Origin of the sequence: Streptomyces sp. NPDC048277 (assembly GCF_040652235.1) — a bacterium.
GTDB lineage: Bacteria > Actinomycetota > Actinomycetes > Streptomycetales > Streptomycetaceae > Streptomyces.
The window spans coordinates 253,816-279,960 of record NZ_JBEZLQ010000014.1; the positions used below are offsets into that span (position 1 = coordinate 253,816).

The window sequence follows — 26,145 nt, forward strand, 5'->3', positions numbered from 1 at the left end:
CCGCCGCCGTGGTCACCGCCGGGATCCCGGCGGAGCGCGTGCCAGGGCCCGCGACGCCGCCGTGTTCCGCCGGGCACCCCCTGGCTACGGCAGGGTCGCCGCGTCCACCCTGGAGAAGACCAGGTCGCTCTCCTCGGTCACCGGGCCGTCCCAGCGCACCGGGATCACCGGCTCGCCGTGCAGGGCCCGGGGGTAGCTGTCGGCCGCGTAGCTGTTGGCGAGCCGGTAGACGTGGTAGCCGGCGTCGGTCATGGTGCGCAGCAGCTCGTCCGCCGAGTCGCCCAGCTGGGCCATGCGGTCGGGGGTGACCTCGACGGTGATCTCGGCGTCCGGGCGCAGCTTCTCCAGCAGCGGCGCGAGCCCGCGCACCACCGCGCCCTCGGCGCCCTCCACGTCGATCTTGACGACCCGCGCGGTCTCGATCTCCTCCGGCCGCAGCAGCTCGGGCAGCGGCACCGCCTCGATGTCGAAGCTGGACTCGGCCGGGCCGTCCCACGGGACGATGCTGTTGGCGCCCATGTTGCGGGAGCTGGCGAGCACGAAGGTCAGGGTCCGGTGCGTGTCGGAGACGGCGGCGTTGAGGGCGCGGATGTTCCGGCAGCCGTTGAGCGCGCTCTGCTGTCCGAGCCTGCGGTGGAAGTCGGGGGAGGCCTCGACGGCCACGACCCGGCCCTGGTCGCCGACCAGCTGCGCGGCGAGGACGCTGAAGACGCCGATGTTGGCGCCGACGTCGACGAAACAGTCCCCCGGCGCCAGCCGGGCGCGCAGCCAGCGGGTCATGTGCGGCTCCCACACCCCGAAGAGGTAGAGGTAGCGCTGGATGAGGTCCTGGGTGTCGACCGCGAACCGGGCGCCGGAGAGCGTCTCCACGACGCGCTGCCGGGGGTGGTCGCGCAGGTAGGGGTTGAGGGCGCGGGCCGCGAGGGCCTTGCCCCACGGGGCCGGGAAGTCGCGGACGTAGCGACGGCCGAGGGTGGCCAGGAGTTCGGTGGCGCTGTTGCTCATGCGCTAGTCAGTGACCCTTCGGCCGTCGATCCGGATCGCCTGGGACGGGCAGCGCTCGGCGATGTCCCGGATCAGCTCGTCGTCCCCGGACTCCTCCCGCCCGGGCAGGACGAAACCGTACCCGTCCTCGAAGCCGAACACGGCGGGTGCCCGGAAGGCGCACTCACCCGACCCGTAACAGACGTCGGCGTCCACGGAGACCTTCATGCCGGGTCCCCTGCCCAGCGGGGGACCCGCTGAACCGGTCAGGTGAAGGGCAGCTCCAGCATCCGGATCGCGTTGCCGCGCAGCAGCTTGTAGGCCACCTCGGGGGCCAGTCCGCCCACGTGTTCCTGGGCGACCCGCTTGGTCTCCGGCCAGGTCGAGTCGACATGCGGGTAGTCCGTCTCGAAGGTCGCGTTGTCCACCCCCACGGTCTCGATCGCCTCGATGCCGTGCTTGTCGCGGAAGAAGCAGCAGAAGATCTGCCGGTAGTAGTACGTCGAGGGCGGTTCCGGGATCAGGTCCTTGACCCCGCCCCAGGCGCGGTGCTCCTCCCAGACGTCGTCGGCTCGCTCCAGGGCGTACGGGATCCAGCCCATCTGGCCCTCGCTGTAGGCCAGTTTGAGCCGGGGGAACTTCACCAGGACCCCGGAGAAGAGAAAGTCCATCATCGAGGCCATCGCGTTGTTGAAGCTCAGCGAGGCCTGCACGGCGGGCGGTGCGTCCGGGGAGGCCGCGGGCATCTGCGAGCTGCTGCCGATGTGCATGTTGACGACCGTCCCGGTCTCCTCGCAGACCGCGAAGAACGGGTCCCAGTAGCCGGAGTGGATCGACGGCAGGCCCAGGTAGGTGGGGATCTCGCTGAAGGTGACCGCGCGCACGCCCCGCGCGGCGTTGCGCCGGATCTCGGCGACGGCCAGGTCGATGTCCCACAGCGGGATCAGGCAGAGCGGGATCAGCCGGCCGCCGCTGTCGCCGCACCACTCCTCGACCATCCAGTCGTTGTAGGCGCGGACACAGGCCAGCGCGACCTCCTTGTCCTCGGCCTCGGCGAAGGTCTGCCCGCAGAAGCGCGGGAAGGTCGGGAAGCAGAGGGAGGCCTCGACATGGTTCATGTCCATGTCCTTGAGGCGTTCCTTGGGGTCCCAGCAGCCGCGCCGCATCTGCTCCCGGGTGATGCCGTCGAGCGTCATCTCGTCCCGGGAGAAGCCGACGGCCGCGATGATCCGCTTGTACGGGAAGAGCAGGCCCTCGTACTCCCACCAGTCGGTGACCTGGCCCTCGGGGTCGGTGGTGAACCGGTACTTGCCGCCGACGTAGGCGAGTTCGCCGATTCCGGCGGTGAAGGGCTTGGGCCCCTTGTCGCGGTACTTGCCCGGCAGCCACTTCTCGAAGAGGTGCGCGGGCTCGATCACGTGGTCGTCCACGCTGACGACCCTGGGCAGATCCTGGGTGCCGGTCGCGTTCTCTGCCATGCCTACCCCCTGCTGCCTGCTTCGACCCTCGATTAACTGACGGTCCATCAGATTTGGCTGTGGCACTCAGGCTAGGCCCAGGAGCCGGTACCAGCAAGAGCCGCCGGACCTCTTGCGACCCGCTCCGGCTTCCGCTGAACTGACGGATCGTCAGATGCGTTCGGGGAGCCGGGAGGGTGCGGAAGATGCGAACAGCCTTGCTGAGTGGTGCCGAGTGGTTCGCGGTGCTCCGTATCGGGCTCGGTCTGTGGTGGCTGGAGAGCTGGCGGCACAAGGACAAGAAGCAGTGGTTCGGCGGCGGGGGCATCCGGTGGGCGGCGGGTGTCGCGGAGAAGCACCGCTGGCCGGTGGTCCGGCGGGGCTTCGACGTCGTCGTCGCGCCGCGTCCCCGGCTGATGGCCTACGTGGTGGCGTACGCGGAACTCGCCCTGGGCCTCGGCCTGGTCTCCGGCTTCCTCACACCGGTCGCGCTGGTGGCCGGGTTCCTGCTCAACCTGGTCTATCTGGTCCTCATGATCCACGACTGGGCGGAGCAGGGCCAGAACCTGATGATGGCCCTGATCTCCCTGGTCGGCCTGTTCGCGGTGTGCTGGCAGAGCTGGTCCCTGGACTCGGCGCTGGGGCTGTTCGGGTAGCCTCGGCGATCATCAACCGAGGGGCGCAGGGGGAGAGTTCGGGGCCGGCGAACAGCTCGTGACCGTGAGGGCGGTACTGATCGGCGCGCGGCTGCGGATGGCCGCCGCGGGCCGGCTGTTCGACGTACGGGCGGGCATCGGCACGGAGCACCGGTCGGAGGAGGAACTGCGCGAGGAGCTGACCGAGGCCAACCAGCGCTGGGGCTCGGCCTTCGAGCGGGTCATGCTCCTCGGCGGCGACGACGCCATCGAGGCGGGACACGAGCTGAACGCGATGATCGCCGAGATCGAGTGGCAGGCCACCGGACGCGTCACCGGCACCCACCCCGAGTGGCGTGAGCGGTACCGGACGGCCTTCCAGCTGATCAACTCCTTCCACGACGCCGCCCGCACCGACCTGGGCATACAGGGAAACGTCAGCGGCGAGAAGCACCCACAGCGCGACCTGCTGCTGCCGGAGGCCCGCGGGGCCGAGGAGAGCTGACCCTTTCCGCCGCCTGCTCCGCCGTTGAGTTCCGGCGCGTGTCTGGTCTCTTCGCGGCCGGCGTGGCACCCTGCCCGCGCCCGGAAGCGAGGAGGCGGAGATGACCGGTCCTTCGGCGGAGACGCTCAGAGAACTGCACTCCACGCGTGCGCGCAGTGCGTACGAGCGCGCGGTGGCCGCCTGCCGCCATGCGGGGATCGGCCCCGACGCGGCCCAGACCGTCCCGACGAGCCCGGTCGGCCGGGCCGCGAACGCCCTCCGCCTGTCCGCCCAGTCCCTCGCCGCCCTGGCCGACTCCGCGCCCGACCCGGCGGCCGACGCCCGCTGCGCCCGCAACGCCGCCGCCACCGCGGCGCTGGCCGCTCAGGTGGCCGGTTCCCTGGACGACCGCCCCGAGGCGGCCGCGGCCCTGCGCGCCGCGCTCACCGCGTCACAGGCGGCGGCGAAGGCAGCCGGCGGTACGGCGGCGGGACAGGACGCGGCCCTGAACACGGAGGCCGACGACGCGGAGGAACGCGCGGTGGAGGCGGCACACACGGCGGGTTGGACACGGACACGGCGCTGAGGGCGCGTTGACGGGTGGGCCGACCCTGGCAGCGAGGGCGCGTTGACAGGGCGAGGTTGACGGGGCGGGCCGGATTCGGTGGGCTCGATGGTTCGCTCCCCACCGCCGATCGGTGAACCCGTGCCGTTCGGCACCGGTCCCTCCCCACGTGGGGACCGGTGCCGAACGGCGCGGGTGGCGTCGGGTCGCGCCTCCGGGCGAGAGGCCCGCCCGGTCGGCGGGAGCGGCTGCCGTCGTTGCGCCACTCCGGCGGGTAACCGCCGGTGGAAGCTGACCGAGAACATGCGGTGCCGTGAGCGGCCTCTTCGGACCCTGGCCAGGTCGGGCCGTCCGGGCGGCGCCCGGCTACCGCGTTGCTGGGGCGAAATCCTGCCAGTCGAGGTGCACATCTGAGGAGGCCGGCCCGTCCGGTCCAGGGCTTCGCCGCAGGTCAGCCGTATAAAGTGAGTTTTCCGGTCCGGATGACCAGCAGCGGGGGAAGTAAGGGGTGGAGAGCCTTGGGTCCCGACGCAGGGGCACGCACAGCCTTCGCGGAACGACTCGCGTTGCTGTACAAGGAGGCCGGTAACCCTCCGCTCAAACGCGTCGCCGAGGCGGTCGACCGGCTGCATCGCGTCGACGAGCGGGGCCGGCCGGTGCGGGTCTCCGCCCAGCGGATCAGCGACTGGCGGCGGGCGAAGAACGTGCCCGCGCAGTTCGCCGCGCTCTCCGCCGTGCTCCATGTCCTCATCCCGCAGGCCCGCCGCTCCCAGCCGGCCCCCGTCTCCTCCGGGCTGTACGACCTGGCCCAGTGGCAGAAGCTGTGGGAGCGGGCGGTGGCCGACCCGGTCGGTGAACTGCCCACGTCCGAAGCGGCGGAGGAGACTGAAGCACCGTCACCGGTCGACAGCGTCTGCCCGTACCGGGGGCTGGCCTCCTACCGGCGTGAGGACGCCCGCTGGTTCTTCGGCCGGGAGCGCAGCACCGACGCACTGGTCGCCCAGCTCCACGCGGCGGAGGACGGCGGAGGACTGGTCATGCTGGTCGGCGCCTCGGGGGCGGGAAAGTCCTCGCTGCTGAACGCCGGTCTGGTCACCGCGCTGCAGAACGGCGCTCTGGCCGACGAGGAGGGCCGCCCGCGCGAGATCCTCCAACTCATCCCGGGAGCGGACCCGGTCAAGGAACTGACCCGCCGAATACCCGAACTGGCCGATCTGTCGGACCCCGACGACTCCGGGGCCGTACGGGAAGCGATCACGGCCTGGGCCCGCCGTGAAACCGGGGATGTTTCACGTGAAACATGGCCCGCGGGAGCCGCTCCGGCCCGCCCGGTCCTGATCGTGGACCAGTTCGAGGAGACCTTCACCCTCTGCGCCGACGAGACGGACCGGCTCGCCTTCGTCCGCCTCCTCCACGCGGCCAGCACGCCCGGCGCTCCCGAGGAACCCGCCGCCGCCCTGGTCGTCCTCGGTATCCGTGCCGACTTCTACGAACAGTGCCTCGGCTACCCGGAACTCGCCGACGCGCTCCAGCACCGGCACATGGTGCTCGGCCCGCTGACCACCGCCGAACTGCGCGAGGCGGTAACCGGTCCCGCCAAGGCGGTGGGCCTGGAACTGGAGCCGGGTCTCGCCGAGCTGATCGTCCGGGAGGTGAGCGCCGACGGCCCGCGCGGCGCCCATGACGCAGGCGTCCTCCCGCTCCTGTCCCATGCCCTGCTGGCCACCTGGCAGCGCCGCAAGGCGGGCCGGCTGACACTGGCCGGCTACCGGGCGGCCGGCGGCATCCAGGGCGCCGTCGCCGCGACCGCCGAGCGTGCCTGGTCCAGCCTCGACCCGGCCGCCCGTACCGCCGCCCGGCTGCTCCTGCTGCGTCTGGTCCGGCTCGGCGAGGACACCCAGGCGACCCGCAGACGCGGCACCCGGCGCCAGCTGGCCGCCGAGTCCACCGACCCGAACAAGACGGAGGAGTCACTCGAAGCCCTGGTCCGGGCCCGGCTGGTGACCCTCGACGCGGACACGGTCGAGATCACCCACGAGGCGCTGCTGCACGCCTGGCCCCGGCTGCGCGAGTGGCTGGACGAGGACCGCAACGGCAATCTGCTGCGCCAGCGCCTGGAGGAGGACGGCCGCTCCTGGGACACGTCCGGCCACGACTCGGCGCTGCTCTACCGGGGTTCACGGCTCGAACAGGCCCACACCTGGGCGAGATCGGCCGGTGACACCTTCCTGACCCGCAGCGCGGTGGAGTTCCTGGCGGCCTCGGTACGGCTGCGCAGACGCACGGTGTGGCTCAGCCGGACCGCCGTCGCGGCGCTGGTCGTGCTCGCGGTCCTGGCGGCCGGATCCGCGGTGATCGCCCGTCAGCAGCGGGACGACGCGGTGTTCGAGCAGGTGGTCGCGGAGGCCGACCGCTTCCAGTACTCGGACCCCTCGCTGTCCGCCCAGCTCGACCTGGTCGCCCACAGCCTGCGCAAGGACGACGAGGGCGCCAACAACCGTCTGATATCCATCGTCAACGCGCCCCTGGCCACGCCTCTCCTCGGCCACACCGGCGCGGTCTACCTCACCACCTTCAGCCCCGACGGCAAGGTCCTGGCCACCGCCGCCTACGACCGCACGGTCCGGCTGTGGGACGTGAGCGACCCGACCCGCCCCAAGGCCCTCGGCAAGCCGCTGCTCGGCCACACCAGCTGGGTCTCCAGCGCGGTATTCAGCCCCGACGGCAGGACCCTCGCCAGCGCCGGCGACGACGGCACCGTACGCCTGTGGGACGTCTCCGACCCGAGGCACCCGGCGTCCCTGGGCGCCCCGCTGACCGGCGACGACGGCACCGTCTACCTGGTCGCCTTCAGCCCCGACGGCCACACCCTGGCCACCGCCGACGAGGACAGGACCGTCCGCCTGTGGGACGTGCGCGACCCACGGCACCCCACGTCACTGGGCACCCTGACCGGCCACACCGAGGCCGTACGCTCCATCGCGTTCAGCCCCGACGGCCGCATCCTCGCGGCCGGCAGCGACGACAACTCGATCCTCCTGTACGACGTCTCCGACCCCCGGCACCCCGAACGTGCCGGCACCCCGCTGACCGGACACACCGCGACCGTCCACTCGGTCGCCTTCAGCCCGGACGGCCACACCCTCGCCAGCGGCAGCAAGGACGACACCGTACGGCTGTGGGACGTCACGGACCCGAAGCACGGCAAGGCCCTCGGCGCACCGCTCACCGGCCACACCGGGCCCGTCTGGTCGGTGGCCTTCAGCCCCGACGGCTCCATGCTCGCCGCGGGCAGCGCGGACTCCACGGCCAGCCTGTGGAACGTCGACAACCCGGCCTTCCCCTCGCAGGTGGGCGAGCCGCTCGCGGGCAGCAGCGGCGAGATGTACGCCGTCGGCTGGAGTCCGGACGGGCACACCCTCGCCACCGGCAGCGGCGACGGCAAGGTGCGGCTGTGGTCGGTCCCCGGGTCGGACATGATCGGCCAGATCGGAACGTTCAGCCCGGACGGACGGATCCTGGCCACCGGCGGCGGGGACGGCAAGGTCCGGCTGTGGAACGTGATGGACCCGGTCCGGCCCACGACGCTGGGCGAGCCGTTCTCGGCGGTCGACCTGGACCTGCGGTCCATGGCGTTCACGCCCGACGGCCGCACGCTCGTCATCCTGACCGGCTCGGGCAACACGCTGCAGCTGTGGAACATCGCCGACCCCGCCCACCCGGTCCGCTACGGCGCGCCCCTCGGGCTGCGCACCCGGTACGCGGGCGCCGACGCGCTGGCGCTGAGCCCCGACGGCCGCACCCTGGCCGCCGACTACGACGACCGCACGATCCAGCTCCTGGACATCAGCGACCCGGCTCACCCCCGCGTCCTGGGCAAGCCGCTCACCGGCCACACCGGATACGTCAACGCGCTCGCCTACAGCCCGGACGGCCGCACCCTGGCCAGCGGCAGCGCGGACGGCACGGTCCGGCTGTGGAACGTCTCCGACCGGACCCGCGCCACGTCCCTGGGCAGCCCCCTCACGGGCCATCTGGGCCCCGTCAACACGCTCGCCTTCAGCCCTGACGGCAACACCCTGGCCAGCGGCAGCGACGACGACACGGTCCGCCTGTGGAACGTCTCGGATCCCGCCCGGGCCACCCGCCTGGGCGCGGCCCTCACCGGCCACACCGAGGCGGTCGTGTCCCTGACCTTCAGCCCCGACGGCAGGACCCTGGCCAGCGGCGGCAACGACAACACGGTCCGCCTCTGGAACGTGTCGTCCCCCTCCTCCGCGCACCCCATCGGCCAGTCCATGAGCCCGAACGCCAAGACGGGCAACTTCCTCTCCTTCAGCCCGCAGAGCCACATGCTGGGTGTCTCCAGCGGCGCGGACACGGTCCGCCTCTGGAGCCTGGACGTCGACAAGGCGGTGACCCGCATCTGCTCGGTCACCCACAACGTCCTGACCCCGGCCAAGTGGCGCGAGTACCTCCCCCGTCTCACCTACGACCCGCCCTGCGCCACCTGACCGCACATGAGTGATCCCGATCACAACTGCTCATTACGGCTGAGAAGTTGACTCCCACCGCACAGGCCACCTTGTTACGCTGGCCGTAGCCCGATCGCTGGTGCATCCCCCGTCGCCAGCGGTCGGGCCTTTTCATGCCCCGGTGTCAGCCTCTGATGTCAGCCGGCCGGCACGGTCGCGGTGCGGATGTCGCTCTCCGGCGAGTGGTTCCCGGCCGCGTCATAGCTGTGGGCCCGGTACTCGTAGCTGCGCCCGTCGCTGGGCAGCGCGTCGCAGACGGTGGCCGTGGCCGGGTCGAGGCGCGGGTCGAAGGCCTTGTGCAGAACGACCGACCAGGCGGCCGTCCCCACCTCCCGGCGCTCGATCTCGAACCCGATGAAGTCGCGGATCGGGGCCGGCGTGTAGTCGGTGACGGTCGCCTGGACGCCGCTCTCGCACGTGCCCAGGCTCAGGTCCGGGGCGTAGCCGGGGGCGATGCCGTCGGGGATGTCCAGCCAGAGCTCGTTCGTGGCGCCGGCGTCGAGCCAGTTGGGGTTGTAGGTGGTGGTGCCGCCGTCGTTGGTGACGAGGACCCGGTAGTGACGGGTCTCGCCGTCGGCGGTGACGGGACCGGTGGTCCAGGTGTTGCCCTTGGTCGTGCCAAGAGGGACCCACTTGTAGGAGCCGTCCACCAGGTCGTTGCTGAGGACCGTGTAGTGGTCGAACTGCGGCTCGGTGTTGAGGGGCCACTTCAGGCCGACCTTGCCGGTCGCCCTGTCGTAGGTGCCGGTGAGCGAGGTGACGACCGGCAGCGGCTGGACGATGGTGTCCTTGCTGCCCGACGAGGTGTTGCCCGCCTTGTCCCTGGCGCGGACCTCGTAGTAGTACGGCGTGCGGTCGTCGGGGTTGACCAGGGGGTCGGTGAAGCTGCGGGCGGTGGTCGTGGTGACCTTCGTCCAGGTGCCGGAACCGACGGGCCGCCGGTAGAGGGAGTAGTTCGCCAGGTCCATCTCCTTGTTGGCGGACCAGGAGACGGTCGTCCTGCGGACCTTGGTGTCGTAGGCGGTCTTCACCCCGGTGGGGGCGAGCGGCTTCGTCCTGTCGTACGTGGCCGAAGTCCGCGGGGTGTACGTGTACTTGACCTTCGCGGCACCGGACCAGTTCACGTAGTCGACGCGGAGGGTGTGCCTGCCGGAGCCGACGGTGAGATTCACGCTCTTGGAGCGGGCGGTGTCACCGGTGTTCTTCCACAGGTCGATCTTGCGGACGCCGTCCAGGTAGACGCGGACACCGTCCGTGGCCGAGACGGCGAAGGTGAAGGGGCCGCCGGAGCCGAAGTCACGGGTCACCGACCAGCGGACACCGAAGTTGTTCGACGGCACACCGGAGGCCGGGCTGCCGGACCAGCTCTCGCCGACGCCGCCGTCGCAGTCGGTCCGCACCGGGGAGCCGGAGAACGAGGTGTTCTTGTAGAACGTCCGCTTGTAGACGTTGGCGGAACAGGTGACGCCGGCGGCTTCCGCCTGCGGAACGGCGGCCAGCAGGCTGCCGAGAACGACGGCGGACACGACACCACCGGTCCGGGCCACGGCAAGACTCTCGGATGCACGGAATCCTTTCGCGCTGTGCGAGCGTACGTACAGCGGGAAGACCAACGACCCGAGAGCAAGGTTGCACGGCGCACCGGACTGCTGAGCCGGGATCAGGCGTCGGCCGCCCGTGGGGCGCCGAGTGTGCAGGTGGTGCCGACGCTGCTCTGCACCCAGGCGTCCGGGAGGGCCGCGGCGAGGGTGTGCTGGGCGCGCCAGCCGGTGCAGTGACCGGGGACGATCAGCTCGGGTGCGAGTGCGGTCAGGGCGGCCACCGTCGGGCCGATGACCGGCTCGAAGGCGGGGCCGCTCAGGTGGAAGCCGCCGATGAGGGCCAGCAGTTCGGTGACGCCGGTCAGCCTCATGGCGTGCCGGACGATGTTGACCACTCCGGCGTGACCGCACCCGGTGACGACGACGAGTCCCCGGCCGCGCACACGGATGACGAGCGCCTGGTCGTCGATGACGGCGGGGTCGTGTCGCCAGCCGTGCCCGTCCCAGGCCTGGTGGGCCCGCGGCATGCCGTGCTCGAACTCGGTGACGCGGTCCACCTCACCGGTGATCAGGATGCCGCCGGCCAGCAGCGACGGCTGCCGCCGCTCGATCACCTCGAACCCCTCGCGTTCCAGGGCGCCCCGAGACAGCGTGGGCATCTCCAGCCCCTCGCCGCCGGGCAGCTCCAGGCGGCGGCGGGTCCAGACCGCGGGGTGGACGGTCAGCGGCAGGCCGGAGCGCCCGCGCAGCCGGGCCAGCCCGTCGAAGCCGCCCGCGTGGTCGAAGTGTCCGTGGCTGAGCACGACGCCCTGCAGGCCGCCGACATCGACGCCGAAGCGCTCGGCGTTCACCGCCAGCCCGTCCGGCGAGGCGCCGGTGTCGAACAGCAGCGTGCTGCTCGCGTTCCCGCTCCGGACCGTGACCAGGGCGGAGAAGCCGTGCTCGGCACGCAGCCCCGCGAGGGCCTCGCCGCCGGCGAACTGCCGCGCGGCGGTCCGCCCGACGCCGACCGACGCCCGGGTGACGCCTTCGGCCGAGGCGAGCAGGGCGTCGAAGGTGTTGTCGACCATCGTCGTGACCCTGACCTCGTCGACCTCGGGCAGCGTCACCGGGTCGACCGCCGGTCCCTCCGCGACACGAGGCGCCGACCACGCCGCCTCGGCCGCCGAGTACCGGTGATCGTCACACATACCGGAAAACGCCTCCCCGCCGATACGACCGGCCGGACCGGCCGTGGGCGCCTCGCGGTGTCATGCGTCCACTCGCGCGGGCGGGACGACGACGTCGATGAGCCCGGTGGCCACGTCGTACACGAGCCCGGAGACGAACACCCCGGCCCGGAGCTTCCGCTTGAGGATGCCGACGTCGACGCGGACGGCGGCGACCGGGTCGGTGACCGCTCTGGCGTCCAGGTCTCCGGCCGGAACCTCGAAGTAGTCGGCCAGCAGCTCGGGGTACGCGGCCAGGTCGGTGATCCCGCAGTCGGTGTGGTGCAGGACCGCGTAGTGGTTGTCGCCCGGTCCGGGGCCGCCCGTGCGGGCCCGCACGACCTTCGCGAGCATCCCCAGCGTCCGCAGTGTCGCGGGCGTGACCCGCCCTCCGACATTGCGGATCACCGCTGCCTCGCCGAGCCCGAGCCCGAGCACGTCGGACGGGTCGACTCGCGGATCGACGCATCCGATGACCGTCAGACTGCCCCTGGGCATGAGCCCGAGGCCGGCGAACGATCCGCCGTCGGCGAAGCCGGCGTTGCGATGAGCGAGCTCGTCCGTGTCGATCACTGTGACGGTAACCTCCGGTTGCCGCCCATCCTGGCCCGCCGCCTCCCCTGCCACCCGACTTTGCGCCACCGGACCCAAACAGAAGACCCCCGATCCTGGTGGACCGGGGGTCTTCTCGATGGTGGGGCTAACAGGATTTGAACCTGTGGCCTCATCCTTATCAGGGATGCGCTCTAACCAACTGAGCTATAGCCCCGCCGCGCTCTGCGGTGTGTGTCCCGCGCGCTGACTCCTGAAGATTAGCGCACGACCGGGGCAGTCCCAAAATCGGTTGTCGGGGGACCGACAGGAGAGGTTTGAACTCCGGTTACTCGTCCTCGGCCAAGGTCAGCTCGATGCCGCCGACGAAGCCCGCGGAAAGGTTGTAGATGAACGCGCCGAGGGTCGCCAGCGCCGTCGCGAGGACGACGTCGATGACCGCGATGACCGCCGTGAACATCAGGACGTGCGGGAGGGAGAGGAACGACTGGAGGTCGAAGCCGTTCGACTCGTTGGAACCGGTCGCCTCCGAGATCGTGCCGCCGACCGTCGAGAACACGCCCATCGCGTCCAGGACCATCCACAGCACCGCCGCCGCCACGATCGAGCAGATGCCGAGCGCGATGGAGAGCAGGAAGCTGACCTTCATCACCGACCAGGGATCGGCCTTGGCGACCCGCAGCCGGGCCTTGCGGGTGCGCGGGGCGGTGCGTGCCCCGGCTCCGGTGCGCGGCCGTCGTACCGCCGCCGCGGGCCCCTGTTCGGCCTGCGCCGCCGCAGGGTAGGCCTGCGGCGGGTGGTAGGGCCCGGCGGGCTGCTCCGGGTGCCGCTCACCGGGCAGCGGGGAGGCGGCCGGCGCCGCCGCCGGCCGGTCGCCCGGCGCGGCCTGGCCTCGGGTGTCGGTCACGGTTCCCCCCTGGGATCCCTCCGCGTCCGGCGCGGGCGCCTTCGCGGGGGCCTTGATCGCCTTCAGCTGGGTGGTGTGCGTGTCCATCGGCTGCGCACCGCCCCCGGTGGCCCCGCCGGACGCGGCGGAGCCACGGCCGCCGCCGTCCGCATCCGTACCCGTCGGGGTACCGGCCGATCCGGCGCCCGTGGCTCCGCTCACGATGACTCACTCCTCGTGCCTACTCGGCCGAGGGCGCCTCACCCTCGTCCGTGCCGCTGGTCGCGACACCCTCGGCGGTCTCGTCCACGGCGTCCTCGCCGTCGACTTCCTCCGCCTCGCTGCCGGCCTCGGCGTTACGTGCGATGCCGACGACGGCATCGCGCTTGCCCAGGTTGATCAGTTGGACGCCCATGGTGTCACGGCCCGTCTCCCTGACCTCGCTGACTCGCGTACGAATCACACCGCCGGACAGGGTGATGGCGAGGATCTCGTCGTTCTCCTCGACGATCAGCGCGCCGACGAGCGAACCACGGTCCTCCACGATCTTGGCGGCCTTGATGCCGAGGCCGCCGCGGCCCTGGACGCGGTACTCGTCGACACGGGTCCGCTTCGCGTACCCCCCGTCGGTGGCAGTGAACACGAACGTACCGGGTCGAACAACATTCATCGACAGAAGTTCATCGCCCTCGCGGAAACTCATGCCCTTGACACCGGAGGTGGCCCGGCCCATGGGACGCAGAGTGTCGTCGGAGGCGGTGAACCTGATGGACTGTGCCTTCTTGCTGATCAGAAGCAGATCATCGGCTGCCGAGACCAGTTCGGCACCGATCAGTTCGTCGTCCGAACCGTCCTCGCGCTCCCGCAGGTTGATCGCGATCACACCGCCGGAGCGGGGCGAATCGTAATCCTTCAGAGGCGTCTTCTTGACCAGACCGGCCTTGGTCGCGAGCACCAGGTAGTCCGACGCGTCGTAGTCGCGGATCGCGAGGATCTCGGCGATCGCCTCGTCCGGCTGGAAGGCCAGCAGGTTCGCCACGTGCTGACCGCGCGCGTCCCGGCCGGCGTCCGGCAGCTCGTACGCCTTGGCCCGGTACACGCGGCCCTTGTTGGTGAAGAACAGCAGCCAGTGGTGCGTGGTGGAGACGAAGAAGTGGTCGACGATGTCGTCTTCCTTCAGCTTCGTACCGCGCACGCCCTTGCCGCCGCGCTTCTGCGCCCGGTAGTCGACCGTCTTGGTCCGCTTGACGTAGCCGCCGCGCGAGACGGTGACGACGATGTCCTCCTCGGCGATCAGGTCCTCGATGGACATGTCACCGTCGTAGGGCACCAGCATGGTCTTGCGGTCGTCGCCGAACTTCTCCACGATCGCGGCCAGCTCCGCGCTGACGATGCCGCGCTGGCGCTCCGGCGAGGCCAGGATCGCGTTGTACTCGGTGATCTTCGCCTGGAGCTCGTCGTGCTCCTGGATGATCTTCTGACGCTCCAGGGCGGCCAGCCGGCGCAGCTGCATCTCGAGGATGGCGTTCGCCTGGATCTCGTCGATCTCCAGGAGCTCCATCAGGCCCGTACGCGCGATCTCGACCGTGTCGCTGGCCCGGATCAGCGCGATGACCTCGTCGATCGCGTCCAGCGCCTTGAGCAGGCCGCGCAGGATGTGCGCCCGCTCCTCGGCCTTGCGCAGCCGGAACTTCGTACGCCGGACGATGACCTCGATCTGGTGTGTCACCCAGTGCCGGATGAACGCGTCCAGGGAGAGGGTGCGCGGCACGCCGTCGACCAGCGCCAGCATGTTGGCGCCGAAGTTGGTCTGCAGGTCGGTGTGCTTGTACAGGTTGTTCAGGACGACCTTGGCGACCGCGTCCCGCTTCAGCACGATGACCAGGCGCTGGCCCGTCCGCGACGAGGTCTCGTCACGGACGTCCGCGATACCGCCGACCTTGCCGTCCTTCACCAGGTCGGCGATCTTCTGCGCGAGGTTGTCGGGGTTCACCTGGTACGGCAGCTCCGTGACCACCAGGCACTGGCGGTTCTGGATCTCCTCGACCTCGACGACCGCCCGCATGGTGATCGAGCCGCGGCCGGTGCGGTAGGCCTCCTCGATGCCCTTGCGGCCGACGACGAGGGCGCCGGTCGGGAAGTCGGGGCCCTTGATGCGCTCGATCAGCGCGTCCAGGAGGTCCTCGTGCGAGGCTTCCGGGTTCTCCAGGTACCACTGGGCGCCGGCCGCGACCTCGCGCAGGTTGTGCGGCGGGATGTTGGTCGCCATGCCGACCGCGATACCGGCGGAGCCGTTGATCAGCAGGTTCGGGAAGCGGGCGGGCAGAACCGTCGGCTCCTGGGAGCGGCCGTCGTAGTTGTCCGTGAAGTCGACGGTCTCCTCGTCGATGTCGCGGACCATCTCCATCGACAGCGGCGCCATCTTGCACTCGGTGTAGCGCATGGCGGCCGCCGGGTCGTTGCCCGGCGAGCCGAAGTTGCCGTTGGAGTCGACGAGCGGCATGCGCATCGACCAGGGCTGGGCGAGGCGGACCAGGGCGTCGTAGATAGAGCTGTCGCCGTGGGGGTGGTAGTTACCCATGACGTCACCGACGACACGGGCGCACTTGTAGAAGCCGCGCTCGGGGCGGTAGCCGCCGTCGTACATCGCGTACAGCACGCGCCGGTGGACGGGCTTGAGACCGTCCCGGACGTCGGGCAGCGCGCGGGAGACGATGACGGACATCGCGTAGTCGAGGTACGAGCGCTGCATCTCCGTCTCGAGCCCGACGGGCTCGATGCGCATCACGACGTCGCCGCCCTCTTCAGGGGTGACAGGAGTGTTCTCGTCGGCCATTGCTGGTGAGGATCCTTCCTGGTGCGGTCAGCTGAGACCGACTCAGATGTCGAGGAAGCGGACGTCCTTGGCGTTGCGCTGGATGAACTGGCGGCGGGCCTCGACGTCCTCGCCCATCAGGACCGAGAACAGGTCGTCGGCCTGGGCGGCGTCGTCGAGGGTGACCTGGCCGAGGACCCGGTGGTCGACGTCCATGGTGGTCACGCGCAGCTCCTCGGCGTTCATCTCGCCGAGGCCCTTGAAGCGCTGGATCGAGTCCTCCTTGACGCGCTTGCCCCGCTGTCGGCCCAGCTCCAGCAGGGCGTCGCGCTCGCGGTCGGAGTACGCGTACTCGACCTCGTCCCGGCCCCACTTGATCTTGTAGAGCGGGGGACGGGACAGGTACACGTGCCCCTGCTCCACCAGGTCCCGCATGAAGCGGAACAGGAAGGTCAGCAGCAGGGTGTTGATGTGCTGGCCGTCGACGTCGGCGTCCGCCATCAGGATGATCTTGTGATAGCGGAGCTTCGAGATGTCGAAGTCCTCGTGCACACCGGTGCCGAACGCGGAGATCAGCGCCTGGATCTCCTGGTTCTGCAGGATCTTGTCGATCCGCGCCTTCTCGACGTTGAGGATCTTGCCCCGGATCGGGAGGATCGCCTGGTACTGCGGGTTGCGTCCGGACTTGGCCGAGCCGCCGGCGGAGTCACCCTCGACGATGAAGATCTCGCACTTGGTCGGGTCGTTCGACTGGCAGTCGCTCAGCTTGCCCGGCAGCGAAGCCGACTCCAGCAGCCCCTTGCGGCGGGTCAGGTCGCGGGCCTTGCGGGCCGCCACGCGCGCGGTGGCCGCCTGGATGCCCTTGCGGACGATGTCCGCGGCCTCCACCGGGTACCGGTCCAGCCAGTCGTTGAGGTGCTCGTAGACCGCCTTCTGCACGAAGGTCTTGGCCTCCGTGTTGCCCAGCTTGGTCTTCGTCTGGCCCTCGAACTGCGGCTCGCTCAGCTTCACCGAGATGATCGCGGTCAGACCCTCACGGATGTCGTCACCGGTGAGGTTGTCGTCCTTCTCGCGGAGCAGCTTCTTGTCGCGCGCGTACTTGTTGATCAGCGAGGTGAGCGCCGCGCGGAAGCCCTCCTCGTGCGTACCGCCCTCATGCGTGTGGATGATGTTGGCGAACGAGTACACACCCTCGCTGTAGCCGCTGTTCCACTGCATGGCGACCTCGAGGGACAGGCTCTTGTCCTTGTCCTCGGCCTCCAGGTCGATGATCGTGGGGTGCACCGCCTCTCCCTTGCGGGAGTTGAGGTACTTCACGAAGTCGACGATGCCGCCCTCGTAGTGGTACGTGACCGTCTTGACCTCGGACTTCTCGTCCGCGCCGGCCTCGTCCGCCCCGGCGACGGCCTTCGCCGACTCGCGCTCGTCGGTGAGCCGGATGGTCAGGCCCTTGTTGAGGAACGCCATCTCCTGGAAGCGCCGCGAGAGCGTCTCGAAGGAGTACTCGGTGGTCTCGAAGATGTCCGGGTCCGCCCAGAACGTGACCGAGGTGCCGGTCTCGCCCGTCTCCTCGTGCTGGGCCAGGGGAGCCGTCGGGACGCCCAGCTTGTAGTCCTGCGTCCAGCGGTGGCCGTCCGTCCTGATCTCGACGGACACCCTGCTCGACAGCGCGTTCACGACGGACACGCCGACGCCGTGCAGACCACCGGAGACCGCGTAGCCGCCGCCGCCGAACTTGCCGCCCGCGTGCAGCACGGTCAGCACGACCTCGACGGCCGGCTTGCCCTCGGACGCCACGATGCCGACGGGGATGCCTCGGCCGTTGTCGACGACGCGCACGCCGCCGTCGGCCAGGATCGTCACGTCGATGGTGTCCGCGTGGCCCGCCAGAGCCTCGTCGACGGAGTTGTCCACGACCTCGTACACGAGGTGGTGCAGGCCGCGCTCGCCGGTGGAGCCGATGTACATACCGGGTCGCTTGCGGACCGCGTCCAGCCCTTCGAGCACGGTGATGGCGCTGGCGTCGTAGGAGGCGGTGACCTCACCGTTCGCGCCGGCGTCGGTGGACGGGATGTTCTCGTTGGGGTTGCCGGAATCGGCCACGAAGCGCCCTTTCTGGCACAGCACGAGCCGGGCTCGTCGGCGGGTTGCCGGAGCGGCTGCGGCATGTTGCGTTGGTAAGCCTTGATCAGCGTTGCTCAGCTTTTCCCGGACGGTCCCCACGTTTGGGGCGGGATTGGCTTCCAGTCTACCGGTAGCGCCGACAGTGATGGGGGTTTGCCGGTACCTGAGTCCGCATGTGCCGCCCTGAACCCGCCTGTGCCGACTCCCGATATGCGGATGGGGGCTCCAAGAGGCTCACGGAGGCACTCAGCGCTTCCGGCTGTCAACCCTTGGCTACTCCGGGGTCAGGTCGCGATTCGCAACCGCGTCCGGTTGTACGACGATCAGCCGAGGGGGCCGTACGACGGCACCGCACCCGGCTCGTGGCGTGACGTAAGTCACCCGTAGGTATCGCCCGGACCGGTACTCCCGGGGGCGCGCAACGGGCCGTAGCGCCGGGCCGGACCGCCCGGATTGAGCACCTTGATCATGCGTACGGTGCCGTGCCCCAGGTCCTCGTTCAGGCGGGCGACCAGCGCCGGCGCGAGGTGCCGCAACTGGGTCGCCCAGGCCGTGGAGTCGCACTGCACGACCAGCACCCGCTCGTCCTCGTCGTACCGCTGCGGCACGCAGTGGTTGGCCAGGTCGTCGCCGACGATCTGCGGCCAGCGGCCCATGACCCCGCCGACGGCGGCGGGCGTCTCCCAGCCGCGCTCGGTGATCAGCCGGTTGATGGCGGATCCGAGCGCCATGGGGTCACGGCCGTCGGCGCGCGCGCCGGAGCGCAGGCCGCCGCGCCGCGCCTGCTTCTTCTGCTGCGCCGCGTCGCCCCGCGCGCGTGCCGCTTCTTTCGCCGCGCGCAGCGCCACGCGCGCGAGGTCGACGCCCGAAGGCTCCTTCTCGGGGGCCGGTCCGTCGGTCGTCATGCGCGCTCCACCGTCCCGTCCGCCACCGCGTACCGCGTGCCGGTGAGAAGGTGCGGTACGTCGTCGTCCACAGCGGCGGTGACCAGCACCTGCTCGCCGGGCGCGACCAGCTCCGCCAGCCGCTCCCGGCGGCGGGCGTCCAGCTCGGCGAACACGTCGTCGAGCACCAGCACCGGCTCGTTGCCCTCGGCCCGCAGCAGGTCGTACGACGCGAGGCGCAGCGCCAGCGCGTACGACCAGGACTCGCCGTGCGAGGCGTACCCCTTGGCGGGCAGCTGCCCCAGCCTGAGGACGAGGTCGTCCCGGTGCGGGCCGATCAGGGTCACGCCCCGCTCGATCTCCTGCTTGCGGGCGTCCGCCAGGGCGGCCATCAGCTGGGTGTACAGATCCTCGCGGGTGTGGGCCTCGCCGGGCGCGGACGGCTTGTACTCCAGGGCGATCGGCCCGCCGCCCGGCGCCAGCTGCTCGTACGCCTTGTCCGCGAGGGGCTGGATCGCGGCGACCAGGTCGAGCCGCTGGGCGAGCAGCTCGGCGCCGGCCCGCGCCAGATGCTGGTCCCACACGTCGAGGGTGGACAGATCCATGGACCGCCCACCGTGCCGTCGCGCGAGGGCGGCGGTCTTCAGCAGGGTGTTGCGCTGCTTCAGCACCCGCTCGTAGTCGGACCGCACGCCGGCCATCCGCGGCGACCGCGCGGTGATCAGCTCGTCGAGGAAGCGGCGCCGCTCGCCCGGGTCGCCCTTCACCAGTGCGAGGTCCTCGGGCGCGAACAGCACGGTCCGTACGATCCCGAGCACGTCCCGCGGCCTGACCTGCGAGGACCTGTTGATGCGGGCGCGGTTGGACTTGCCGGGGTTGAGCTCCAGCTCGACCAGCTGCTGCCGGTCGCCCTGCCGGACCTGGGCGCGGATGATCGCGCGGTCGGCGCCCATGCGGATCAGGGGGGCGTCGGTGGCCACCCGGTGGCTGCCGAGGGTCGCGAGATAGCCGACGGCCTCGACGAGGTTGGTCTTGCCCTGGCCGTTGGGGCCGACGAAAGCGGTGACGCCCGGGTCCAGCGGGACCTCGACCCGGGCGTAGGAGCGGAAGTCGGCCAGCGACAGATGCGTGACGTGCATGAGTGTTTTGCCGACCTCCCCGTTACCTGCTACTTCGTCTCTACGGCATGGCCGCCGAACTGGTTGCGCAGCGCGGCGATCATCTTCATCTGCGGCGAGTCCTCCTGCCGGGAGGCGAACCGCGCGAACAACGAGGCGGTGATCGCGGGCAGCGGCACCGCGTTGTCTATCGCGGCCTCCACAGTCCACCGGCCCTCGCCGGAGTCCTGTGCAAAACCCTTCAGCCTGTCCAGGTGCTCGTCCTCGGCGAGGGCGTTCACCGCGAGGTCGAGCAGCCAGGAACGGATGACCGTGCCCTCCTGCCAGGAGCGGAAGACCTCGCGCACGTCCGTGACGGAGTCGACCTTCTCCAGGAGCTCCCAGCCCTCGGCGTAGGCCTGCATCATCGCGTACTCGATGCCGTTGTGGACCATCTTCGCGAAGTGGCCCGCGCCGACCTTGCCGGCGTGCACCGAACCGAAGTCGCCCTCGGGCTTCAGCGCGTCGAAGACCGGCCGCACCTTCTCCACATGCTCGGCGTCGCCGCCGTACATCAGCGCGTAGCCGTTCTCCAGGCCCCAGACGCCGCCGGAGACCCCGCAGTCGACGAAGCCGATGCCCTTGGCCGCCAGCTCCTCCGCGTGCCTCTCGTCGTCCGTCCAGCGGGAGTTGCCGCCGTCCACGACCACGTCACCGGGCTCCAGGAGCTCGGCCAGCTCGTCGACGGTGGACTGGGTCGCCGCCCCGGCCGGGACCATCACCCACACCACGCGCGGCCCACTGAGCTTGCCCACAAGCTCCTCCAGGCTGTGGACATCGGCGAGGTCCGGGTTGCGGTCGTATCCGACGACGGTGTGGCCCGCGCGGCGGATCCGCTCGCGCATGTTGCCGCCCATCTTGCCGAGGCCGACGAGACCGAGCTCCATCAGTTGTGATCCTTAGGTTGCGGTGTGGCAGGAGAGGCACTTTCGTACCGCGTCCGAGCCTAATCCCGACCCTTTGTGCACAGTTGTGGGCATAGCCGCTCAACTGGGGTGATCACCTGTGGATACCCCACCCAGCCACAGTGCCGGGCGCCCACAGGAGGCACCCGGCACTGTGCACAGCTGTGGACGAACGGTCAGCCGCTGAGCCGCACCGGCATGATCAGGTACTTGTAGGCCTCGTCCGACTCCGCGTCCAGCGCGGGCTTTCCGCTCAGCAGCGCCGGCTTCGTGGACGTCGTGAACGACAGCTGGGCCACCGGCGAGTCGATCGCGCTCAGGCCGTCGAGCAGGAAGGTCGGGTTGAAGGCGATGGAGACGTCGTCGCCCTCCAGCTGTGCGTCGACCCGCTCCACAGCCTGTGCGTCGTCGCTGGAACCGGCCTCCAGGATCAGCACGCCCTGCTCGAAGCTGAGCCGCACCGGGGTGTTCCGCTCGGCGACCAGGGCGACACGCTTGACGGCCTCCACGAAGGGGGCGGTCTCGATCACGGCCACGGAGTTGAACTCGGTCGGGAACAGCGACCGGTACTTCGGCAGGTCGCCCTCGAGCAGACGCGTGGTCGTCCGGCGGCCGGCGCCCTCGAAACCGATGAGCCCCTCGCCCGCACCCGAGCCGGAGAGCGCCAGGATGACGCTGTCGCCGCTCGTGAGGGCCTTGGCGGTGTCCAGGAGCGTCTTGGCGGGCACCAGGGCCACCGCGGACGCCTCCGGGTTCTCCGGCTTCCACAGGAACTCGCGGACCGCGAAGCGGTAGCGGTCGGTGGAGGCCAGGGTGACCGTGTCACCCTCGATCTCGATGCGCACACCGGTGAGCACCGGCAGGGTGTCGTCACGGCCGGCGGCGATGGCCACCTGGGAGACGGCGGAGGCGAAGACCTCGCCGGGGACCGTGCCCGTCGCGTTCGGCATCTGCGGCAGGGAGGGGTACTCCTCCACCGGCAGGGTGTGCAGCGTGAACCGGGAGGATCCACAGACCACCGTCGCCCGTACACCGTCTGTGGAAATCTCCACCGGCCGGTTGGGCAGGGCGCGGCAGATGTCGGCGAGCAGTCGGCCGGAGACCAGGACCGTGCCCTCCTCCTCGACCTCGGTCTCGACGCTGACCCGCGCGGAGACCTCGTAGTCGAAGCTGGACAGGCTCAGCTGCCCCTCCTCGGCCTTGAGGAGCAGGCCGGCGAGGACCGGCGCCGGCGGACGGGCCGGGAGGCTGCGTGCCGCCCAGGCCACTGCCTCCGCGAGTACGTCGCGTTCCACCCGGATCTTCACCGTAAGCCCGCCTCCTGCTGTTGCCGGGGCTTCTCGCCCTGCTGCGTCTTCGTCGTCTGTCTCGGTGTCGTCGGCCCCGGGGAGGGGAAGAACACCGGGGACCAGTCTGACGCACCGCACTGACAGCTGGTGCCTCTCGGGGTCAAGTCGTGACGAGGCGCGGTCAGAGGCCGAAGAGCGAGTTGTGCACAGGGCCCTCTTCGAAACGGATTCCGAGCTCTCTCTAGTTGTCAGTAGTAGTAGGGCCTGTGGATACCGTGGATAACCTCGTTTGCCCAGCTCAGGGCCGAGATTTTGTCCACTGCCCCTGTGGGTGAAGCCGGTGGACAACTAGGTGTCGCTGTGGAGAACAGAAAGTTCTGCACACGCCGTGCACAGCCCGAGGGGACTTCTCCCCAACGCCGTCCCCAGCTTTACCCACCTTTCCCACAGCCCAACCCGGCACCTTCGTGTGACGCCTTTCACTCGACCCGGTGAGCGGGCGCGTCACGTTGCCGAACAGTGGACAGCGGTGTGGAGAAGCTGGGGATCGCTGGGGACAACTGCCCCTCAGCCTGTGGGCTACCGGTGGACAACTTCATGCACACCCTGTGGATCATTTCTTCGTCCACAGTCTGTGGAGATCCGTCATCCACGATTCCACAGCCACCTGAGCTGCCCTGATGCCTTTTCAACCCCCAGCCTGTGGACGACGTTCGGGACAACTTCACAGTCCCCAGGGTGTGGACGCAAGAAAGTCGGCAAATCTGTGGAGGACGGCCGTAACCCGGCCGGTAATCGAACAGCGGAGGGCGTTTCCTTGCGACCCCGCGTGGGCGCGACCAGCCCCCACCGGGCCCGCAGCGACGCACCCCCGAACCACCCCAGGACGCCAAAAGGCGCCCCCGGGATCTCTCCCAAGGGCGCCCTGAGCGCCGTAGAACCGTCGGCTAGCCGTTCTTGATGCGGTTGGTCAGCTCGGTCACCTGGTTGTAGATCGACCGTCGCTCGGCCATCAACGCCCGGATCTTCCGGTCGGCGTGCATCACCGTCGTATGGTCCCGGTTCCCGAACTGCGCCCCGATCTTCGGCAGCGACAGATCCGTCAGCTCCCGGCACAGGTACATCGCGATCTGCCGCGCCGTGACCAGCTGCCGCCCGCGCGAGCTCCCGCACAGGTCATCGACGGTGAGGCCGAAGTAGTCGGCGGTCGACGCCATGATGGCCGTCGCGGTGATCTCCGGCGTCGTGTCCTGGCCGCCGGGGATCAGGTCCTTGAGGACGATCTCCGTCAGCCCGAGATCGACCGGCTGCCGGTTGAGCGACGCGAACGCCGTCACCCGGATCAGCGCGCCCTCCAGCTCACGGATGTTGCGCGAGATACGGGAGGCGATGAACTCCAGTACCTCCGGCGGGGCGTTCAGCTGCTCCTGGACCGCCTTCTTGCGCAGGATCGCGATCCGCGTCTCCAGCTCCGGCGGCTGGACGTCGGTGATCAGACCCCACTCGAAACGGTTCCGCAGCCGGTCCTCCAGGGTGACCAGCTGCTTGGGCGGCCGGTCGCTGGACAGCACGATCTGCTTGTTCGCGTTGTGGAGCGTGTTGAACGTGTGGAAGAACTCCTCCTGCGTCGACTCCTTGTCCGCGAGGAACTGGATGTCGTCGACGAGCAGGATGTCCATCTCGCGGTAGCGCTTGCGGAAGCTGTCGCCCTTGCCGTCGCGGATCGAGTTGATGAACTCGTTGGTGAACTCCTCCGAGCTCACGTACCGCACGCGCGTGCCCGGGTAGAGGCTCCGCGCGTAGTGCCCGATCGCGTGCAGCAGATGCGTCTTGCCGAGCCCTGACTCCCCGTAGATGAAGAGGGGGTTGTACGCCTTCGCGGGCGCCTCGGCGACGGCGACCGCGGCCGCGTGCGCGAAGCGGTTGGACGCGCCGATGACGAACGTGTCGAAGAGGTACTTCGGGTTCAGCCGCGCGGTCGGCTCACCCGGCCCGCCGGCCGGCGCGGGCTTCGCGCCCATCGACCCGGACCCGCCGGGGCCCGCCAGGTCCGGCCGTCCGGGACCGCCCCGGTGGCCCTGGCCCGCCCCGCCCGGGGGCTCGGGCAGCTCACGGCGGCCCGCGTCGCGCTGGTCGTAGTCGGACCGGTCGTAGCCGGGTCGCTTGTCGTAGTCCGGTCGCTTGTCGTAGTCGGGGCGCGGCGGCTCGTACTCGGCGCGCTGCTGCTCGTACGACGGCCGGTCCATCGGCTGCTGCGGCCGGTACTCCTGGGAGTAGGAGTCGCCGTAGCCGTCCGAGCGGTACCCGTCCTGGGACGGCGAGGCATAGGGGTCGCGCTCGGGGAAGCCGAGCCGCGGCTGCTGCCAGCCGTACTCGTCCTGTCCGGGGCGCGGCCAGGCGCCGGGCTCGGGGCGCTGGTACTCGGAGGGGTAGGCCGGTCGGGCGCTGGGAAGGTCCCGTCCGCCCTGGTCCTCGGCGCGATGACGGCCGTAGCCGCCCTCGTACGGAGCCGAGGGGAGCTCGGGCTCCTCATAACGCTGCTGCTGCACGGGCGGCGCCGGCGGAGCCGGGGGCTCGCCGGCCGACTCGTCCACGGTGATCGCGATCCGGATCGGGCGGCCGCACTCCCGGCTCAGGGTCTCGCTGACGATGGGGGCGAGACGGCCCTCCAGTACGTTCTTCGCGAATTCGTTCGGCACGGCGAGCAGGGCGGTGTCCGCGACCAGCGCGAGCGGCTGGCAGCGCCGGATCCAGTGTTCGTCCTTTGCCTCCACACCCTGACCGCGGCCCTCACCGAGGAGCTGCTCCAGTACTCGTGGCCACACTGCGGCAAGATCGGCAGGTACGTCAGCCACAGGGCACGCTCTCTCACAGGTCCCACGAACGTGTGGTTCGAGGACGGGTCGGGATGAAAATCAGGTCGGGCGGGGATAAAGGAACGAATCGGAGTTCAGCCACGGTAGTCAGCGTGGCGGCTGCGGTTCAAGTTGTTGTCCCCAGCCTGTGGATAGTGTCTCTCCGTCACCGCTGGTTTGACCGAATGGCGTAGCCCCGCGTACCGTAACCAGGTCGAGTTGTCGATGGCTGCTGCCGCCTGCCTCCGATGGGCACAGATCGCTGAAGGTGATCGGGAAGCGGTGCACTCGGGCGTGATGCGAGCTACTCGTGGGCGCACGGTGACAGCCAGGACGGCACCCGCCACCACCGATTTGATTTCTGGAGCCCCCGAGTGAGCAAGCGCACCTTCCAGCCGAACAACCGTCGTCGCGCGAAGACCCACGGCTTCCGCCTGCGGATGCGTACCCGTGCCGGCCGCGCGATTCTCGCGAACCGTCGTGCCAAGGGTCGCGCCAGCCTGTCCGCCTGATCCCGATCAGGTCATGACGTCGTGCTGCCTACCGAGCATCGGCTGAGGCGGCGCGAGGACTTCGCGACCGCAGTACGACGGGGTCGCCGGGCCGGTCGCCCGTCCCTCGTCGTCCACCTTCGTAGCGGTGCCACGGACCCGCACGCGCCTGGGGAGAGCGCTCCCCCGACGCGTGCGGGTTTCGTCGTGAGCAAGGCAGTGGGTGGCGCGGTCGTGCGCAACAAAGTGAAGCGCAGACTGCGTCATCTGATGCGTGAGCGAGTCGCCCTGTTTCCCCCCGGTAGCCTGGTAGTCGTACGAGCGCTGCCCGGAGCGGGCGACGCCGACCATGCACAGCTGGCCCGAGACCTGGATGCCGCCGTGGAGCGGCTGCTGGGAGGGGGCGCGCGATGAAGTACCCGCTGCTGGCTCTGATCAAGCTGTACCAGTGGACGATCAGTCCGCTGCTCGGGCCGGTGTGCAAGTACTACCCGTCGTGCTCCCACTACGGCTACACGGCCATAGACCGGCACGGTGCGATCAAGGGGACGGCCCTCACGGCCTGGCGCATCCTGCGGTGCAACCCGTGGTCGCTGGGCGGTGTGGACCATGTCCCGCCGCGCAAGCGCCCGCGGTGGCACGAAATGCTGCGTGGCGCCTGGCGCGCACGCAAGGGCGGGCCCTCCGCCGCCGAACCGGCCACCGAAGCGAAGCCGTCCTCAGAGGCTCCTTCGAGCCCGGCCGCAGAGACTTCGTCCCATGCCCAAGGAGCATGATT

The 26,145-nt window shown here is 70.1% G+C and carries 21 protein-coding genes and 1 tRNA gene; 7 read left to right on the top strand and 15 right to left on the bottom strand.

From position 1 onward, the window contains the following. Positions 1 to 84: 84 nt before the first annotated feature. From AB0D85_RS29350 to AB0D85_RS29360, 3 genes are read right to left on the bottom strand one after another with little or no spacing between them, the layout of a single operon-like run. The gene (locus AB0D85_RS29350) at positions 85 to 1,005 is read right to left on the bottom strand and encodes an FkbM family methyltransferase (protein WP_362326514.1); all 921 of its coding nucleotides are present in this window, start codon (positions 1,003 to 1,005) and stop codon (positions 85 to 87) included. Positions 1,006 to 1,008: 3 nt separating this feature from the next. Next, the gene (locus AB0D85_RS29355; protein ID WP_362326517.1) at positions 1,009 to 1,212 is read right to left on the bottom strand and encodes a ferredoxin; all 204 of its coding nucleotides are present in this window, start codon (positions 1,210 to 1,212) and stop codon (positions 1,009 to 1,011) included. Between the two features lie 38 nt (positions 1,213 to 1,250). Next, on the bottom strand, positions 1,251 to 2,462 hold the full coding sequence (locus AB0D85_RS29360; RefSeq protein ID WP_362326519.1) for an amidohydrolase family protein: 1,212 nt from the start codon (positions 2,460 to 2,462) through the stop codon (positions 1,251 to 1,253). A gap of 185 nt (positions 2,463 to 2,647) precedes the next feature. Here AB0D85_RS29360 and AB0D85_RS29365 point away from each other — a divergent pair, with 185 nt between their 5' ends. The 4 genes from AB0D85_RS29365 to AB0D85_RS29380 all read left to right on the top strand — a co-directional run bounded on the left by AB0D85_RS29365 (position 2,648) and on the right by AB0D85_RS29380 (position 8,639). After that, positions 2,648 to 3,097, top strand: coding sequence for a DoxX family protein (locus AB0D85_RS29365; protein ID WP_362326521.1), 450 nt, complete (start codon positions 2,648 to 2,650; stop codon positions 3,095 to 3,097). A 64-nt stretch (positions 3,098 to 3,161) separates the two neighbouring features. Beyond that, positions 3,162 to 3,581: a hypothetical protein gene (locus tag AB0D85_RS29370; RefSeq protein WP_362326524.1), complete on the top strand. Its 420-nt coding sequence runs from the start codon at positions 3,162 to 3,164 to the stop codon at positions 3,579 to 3,581. A 100-nt stretch (positions 3,582 to 3,681) separates the two neighbouring features. After that, positions 3,682 to 4,146 carry a hypothetical protein gene (locus AB0D85_RS29375; RefSeq protein WP_362326526.1) on the top strand — a complete coding sequence of 155 codons (465 nt, stop codon included), beginning with the start codon at positions 3,682 to 3,684 and terminating at the stop codon, positions 4,144 to 4,146. Between the two features lie 497 nt (positions 4,147 to 4,643). Continuing rightward, positions 4,644 to 8,639, top strand: coding sequence for an AAA family ATPase (locus tag AB0D85_RS29380; RefSeq protein ID WP_362326528.1), 3,996 nt, complete (start codon positions 4,644 to 4,646; stop codon positions 8,637 to 8,639). Between the two features lie 158 nt (positions 8,640 to 8,797). Here AB0D85_RS29380 and AB0D85_RS29385 read toward each other — a convergent pair whose 3' ends face one another. The 12 genes from AB0D85_RS29385 to dnaA all read right to left on the bottom strand — a co-directional run bounded on the left by AB0D85_RS29385 (position 8,798) and on the right by dnaA (position 24,876). Continuing rightward, positions 8,798 to 10,207, bottom strand: a complete 1,410-nt coding sequence (locus AB0D85_RS29385; protein ID WP_362326530.1) for a PA14 domain-containing protein — start codon at positions 10,205 to 10,207, stop codon at positions 8,798 to 8,800. A gap of 113 nt (positions 10,208 to 10,320) precedes the next feature. Further along, complete coding sequence (locus tag AB0D85_RS29390) at positions 10,321 to 11,391, bottom strand: MBL fold metallo-hydrolase (RefSeq protein ID WP_362326532.1); 1,071 nt, start codon at positions 11,389 to 11,391, stop codon at positions 10,321 to 10,323. A gap of 60 nt (positions 11,392 to 11,451) precedes the next feature. Continuing rightward, a complete protein-coding gene (locus AB0D85_RS29395; RefSeq protein ID WP_362326535.1) occupies positions 11,452 to 11,982 on the bottom strand; it encodes a carbonic anhydrase in 531 nt (176 codons plus the stop codon). A 119-nt stretch (positions 11,983 to 12,101) separates the two neighbouring features. Next, a tRNA-Ile gene (locus tag AB0D85_RS29400) sits at positions 12,102 to 12,178 on the bottom strand. 111 nt (positions 12,179 to 12,289) lie between these two features. After that, entirely contained in the window at positions 12,290 to 13,069 is a 780-nt protein-coding gene (locus AB0D85_RS29405) for a DUF3566 domain-containing protein (RefSeq protein ID WP_362326538.1), read from the bottom strand. A gap of 19 nt (positions 13,070 to 13,088) precedes the next feature. Then, positions 13,089 to 15,683 carry a DNA gyrase subunit A gene (gene gyrA, locus AB0D85_RS29410; protein WP_362326541.1) on the bottom strand — a complete coding sequence of 865 codons (2,595 nt, stop codon included), beginning with the start codon at positions 15,681 to 15,683 and terminating at the stop codon, positions 13,089 to 13,091. 42 nt (positions 15,684 to 15,725) lie between these two features. Then, entirely contained in the window at positions 15,726 to 17,789 is a 2,064-nt protein-coding gene (gene gyrB, locus AB0D85_RS29415) for a DNA topoisomerase (ATP-hydrolyzing) subunit B (RefSeq protein ID WP_362326543.1), read from the bottom strand. 374 nt (positions 17,790 to 18,163) lie between these two features. Further along, positions 18,164 to 18,691 carry a DciA family protein gene (locus tag AB0D85_RS29420; RefSeq protein ID WP_362326546.1) on the bottom strand — a complete coding sequence of 176 codons (528 nt, stop codon included), beginning with the start codon at positions 18,689 to 18,691 and terminating at the stop codon, positions 18,164 to 18,166. Next, on the bottom strand, positions 18,688 to 19,809 hold the full coding sequence (gene recF / locus AB0D85_RS29425) for a DNA replication/repair protein RecF (RefSeq protein WP_362326549.1): 1,122 nt from the start codon (positions 19,807 to 19,809) through the stop codon (positions 18,688 to 18,690). Before recF ends, AB0D85_RS29420 begins: the two co-directional genes overlap by 4 nt. Before the next feature lie 29 nt (positions 19,810 to 19,838). Continuing rightward, entirely contained in the window at positions 19,839 to 20,714 is an 876-nt protein-coding gene (gnd, locus tag AB0D85_RS29430) for a phosphogluconate dehydrogenase (NAD(+)-dependent, decarboxylating) (RefSeq protein WP_362326552.1), read from the bottom strand. A gap of 194 nt (positions 20,715 to 20,908) precedes the next feature. Then, positions 20,909 to 22,039: a DNA polymerase III subunit beta gene (gene dnaN, locus AB0D85_RS29435; protein ID WP_362326554.1), complete on the bottom strand. Its 1,131-nt coding sequence runs from the start codon at positions 22,037 to 22,039 to the stop codon at positions 20,909 to 20,911. Positions 22,040 to 22,968: 929 nt separating this feature from the next. Further along, positions 22,969 to 24,876 carry a chromosomal replication initiator protein DnaA gene (gene dnaA / locus AB0D85_RS29440; protein WP_362326556.1) on the bottom strand — a complete coding sequence of 636 codons (1,908 nt, stop codon included), beginning with the start codon at positions 24,874 to 24,876 and terminating at the stop codon, positions 22,969 to 22,971. A gap of 374 nt (positions 24,877 to 25,250) precedes the next feature. On the opposite strand from dnaA, the gene rpmH reads away from it, so the two are divergent. Genes rpmH through yidD form a run of 3 tightly spaced genes read left to right on the top strand, consistent with a single transcriptional unit; the run spans position 25,251 to position 26,143 of the window. Beyond that, on the top strand, positions 25,251 to 25,388 hold the full coding sequence (gene rpmH, locus AB0D85_RS29445) for a 50S ribosomal protein L34 (RefSeq protein ID WP_015659252.1): 138 nt from the start codon (positions 25,251 to 25,253) through the stop codon (positions 25,386 to 25,388). 21 nt (positions 25,389 to 25,409) lie between these two features. Beyond that, entirely contained in the window at positions 25,410 to 25,781 is a 372-nt protein-coding gene (rnpA, locus tag AB0D85_RS29450) for a ribonuclease P protein component (RefSeq protein ID WP_362326558.1), read from the top strand. Next, the gene (gene yidD / locus AB0D85_RS29455; RefSeq protein ID WP_362326560.1) at positions 25,778 to 26,143 is read left to right on the top strand and encodes a membrane protein insertion efficiency factor YidD; all 366 of its coding nucleotides are present in this window, start codon (positions 25,778 to 25,780) and stop codon (positions 26,141 to 26,143) included. Before rnpA ends, yidD begins: the two co-directional genes overlap by 4 nt. The last annotated feature ends 2 nt before the right edge of the window (positions 26,144 to 26,145 follow it).

Bases quoted from the DNA above. Each gene is read 5' to 3' on its own strand.
- AB0D85_RS29360 (WP_362326519.1), bottom strand. From the start codon at position 2,462: ATGGCAGAGAACGCGACCGGCACCCAGGATCTGCCCAGGGTCGTCAGC.
- AB0D85_RS29350 (WP_362326514.1), bottom strand. From the start codon at position 1,005: ATGAGCAACAGCGCCACCGAACTCCTGGCCACCCTCGGCCGTCGCTAC.
- yidD (WP_362326560.1), top strand. From the start codon at position 25,778: ATGAAGTACCCGCTGCTGGCTCTGATCAAGCTGTACCAGTGGACGATC.
- AB0D85_RS29420 (WP_362326546.1), bottom strand. From the start codon at position 18,691: ATGACGACCGACGGACCGGCCCCCGAGAAGGAGCCTTCGGGCGTCGAC.
- gyrA (WP_362326541.1), bottom strand. From the start codon at position 15,683: ATGGCCGACGAGAACACTCCTGTCACCCCTGAAGAGGGCGGCGACGTC.
- recF (WP_362326549.1), bottom strand. From the start codon at position 19,809: ATGCACGTCACGCATCTGTCGCTGGCCGACTTCCGCTCCTACGCCCGG.
- AB0D85_RS29375 (WP_362326526.1), top strand. From the start codon at position 3,682: ATGACCGGTCCTTCGGCGGAGACGCTCAGAGAACTGCACTCCACGCGT.
- AB0D85_RS29390 (WP_362326532.1), bottom strand. From the start codon at position 11,391: ATGTGTGACGATCACCGGTACTCGGCGGCCGAGGCGGCGTGGTCGGCG.
- AB0D85_RS29365 (WP_362326521.1), top strand. From the start codon at position 2,648: ATGCGAACAGCCTTGCTGAGTGGTGCCGAGTGGTTCGCGGTGCTCCGT.
- AB0D85_RS29355 (WP_362326517.1), bottom strand. From the start codon at position 1,212: ATGAAGGTCTCCGTGGACGCCGACGTCTGTTACGGGTCGGGTGAGTGC.
- gnd (WP_362326552.1), bottom strand. From the start codon at position 20,714: ATGGAGCTCGGTCTCGTCGGCCTCGGCAAGATGGGCGGCAACATGCGC.